The sequence below is a fragment of the Collinsella sp. AM43-1 genome, from assembly GCF_003467925.1.
GTDB lineage: Bacteria > Actinomycetota > Coriobacteriia > Coriobacteriales > Coriobacteriaceae > Collinsella.
Window position 1 is genome coordinate 1 of record NZ_QSFR01000040.1, and the last position, 1,891, is coordinate 1,891.

1 protein-coding gene is annotated in these 1,891 nt (G+C 54.3%); it reads right to left on the reverse strand.

All coding sequences use genetic code 11. The features are described 5' to 3' along the window. Positions 1 to 591: 591 nt before the first annotated feature. Complete coding sequence (locus DW925_RS09950; protein WP_117584285.1) at positions 592 to 1,716, reverse strand: aminotransferase; 1,125 nt, start codon at positions 1,714 to 1,716, stop codon at positions 592 to 594. Between the last annotated feature and the right edge of the window lie 175 nt (positions 1,717 to 1,891).

Genomic DNA, 1,891 nt, shown 5'->3' on the forward strand with positions numbered 1-1,891 from the left:
TGCAGACCTTTCGTCATGGCCTCCTACCTTTCTTTCGGGCCCCTGTCAGGGCCGATTCGTTAGCGCCCCTCCGTGTGAGGCGTTATTGCTGACGACATATTTATATCCAAAATCAGTCCATACTTCCACCTCGCCCCCGAACGGTTTTATATGAGGGGTGAACGGCATACACATATACTTCACGCATGGCACACTTTGATTTAATAAAGTTTATTTACGTGCTAAAACGCGTTTTCAATCCAAATAGCAAATGGAACTTAACTTTATTAAACCACCCTCAAATTGCATATTTCTAATATAGCTATGAATAGAATCAGCGATTCATGCCGCGTCCCAACCATTTTCATTTTTATTCAGAAAAAAGTTTGTCCTATTCATTTCTGATAAACAAATTACCGTTTACCAGACGCTTGATACCGTTCACCGGAAGCTCAGTATAAGGCCCAGCGGATACCGGCTCGCTTTACGGCCCCATTTGTAACAACTTGACTTCTCGGTATAGAAAAACGAACCCGCTTCCCCTAGGGAAACGGGTCCGTTTTCGATTATCTTCGGCCAATTTGGATAAGGCCCTCGAAGATCGTCGGAACCCTAGCGATCGAACTCCGTCAGTGCCTCGCCCAAAAGCCTCAGGCCCTCGCGAAGAACGTCTTCGCTCGCGCAGTAGCCCAGGCGTGCGCCGCAGGGAAGCTCAAAGCGGCTACCGGGGACCAGCAGCACTCCCCTCTCGGCCAACAGGCGCTTACAGAATTCCTCGTCATCCTCGGGAATATCCAGCTGGATAAACGAGGTGGATATTCCCTGCGGGGCCGTCCAGGAAACGCGATGCTGCGTATCGATCCAAGCCTGCGCGATATCGCGGTTGCCAAACACGATCTTGCGATTGCGCTCGAGAATCTTGTCCTTGTGCTCGAGCACGTATGTCGCCAGGGCATCGTTGAACACGCCGCCGCAGATCATGGTGTAGTCGCGGTAGGTGCGGATGCGGTTGGACACCTCTTCGTCGGCCACGACCCAGCCCACGCGGGCCGCAGGCGTCGAATAGGTCTTGGACACCGAGTTGGTGACAATGGCCTTCTCGTACATGTCGGCCATCGACATAAAGGCCTTGGTGTTCTCAAGCGGCAGGTACACCTCGTCGCACAGCACATAGGCGCCAGCCGAACGGGCGATCTCGGCAATCTGGCCGAGCATATCGGCATCGAGCACCGTACCGATGGGGTTCGATGCGTTATTGATGCAGATGAGCTTGGTGTTGGGGCGCACCAAGCGCTTGAGCTCATCGATATCGGGCTTCCAGCCGAGCTCCTCGCGGAGCTCCCAATACTCGACCTCGGCACCCAGCGTACGCGGAATCTCGTAGAGCGGCGCATAGGTAGGCCACTCGGCAATCACGTGATCGCCGGGCTCCACAACGGCCATGATGGCGTTGAGGTTGGCGCCCGTGCAGCCATTGGTCTGCAAAATGTGATCGGGATTGACATCGCGACGATACAGCTTGGCGACCTCGGCCTTAAATTCCGGCGATCCCTCGATCCAGCCGTAGTTCATCTTCTCGCGATCCAGGCGCTCGTAGAACGTGGCGCCGTCCTGCTCGTCCAGTGCGCGAAGCTCGCCCATGGTCAGCGACGAGATCGTCGACTGAGCGATATCCCAGGTAGCACTCTTCTCCCAAACGTTGAGCCATTCCTCAACACCGATTGTCTTGATATCCATGGCCACCTTATCTGATCTTCATTTAGCGTCATTAAACATGAATGGGGCGGTGCGAAAGATCCGCACCGCCCCAATGGGAGACATCTAATGGCAGCTAGATGTTTGTAGTAAGACCTGTACGGGTCTTTGAAAACCTTAGAGGTCCTCGCGCCAGAAGGGCATGCTCATGCAGCGC

What these genes read in the sequence shown, in the direction of transcription:
- DW925_RS09950 (WP_117584285.1), bottom strand. Translation starts at nt 1,716, where the DNA reads ATGGATATCAAGACAATCGGTGTTGAGGAATGGCTCAACGTTTGGGAG.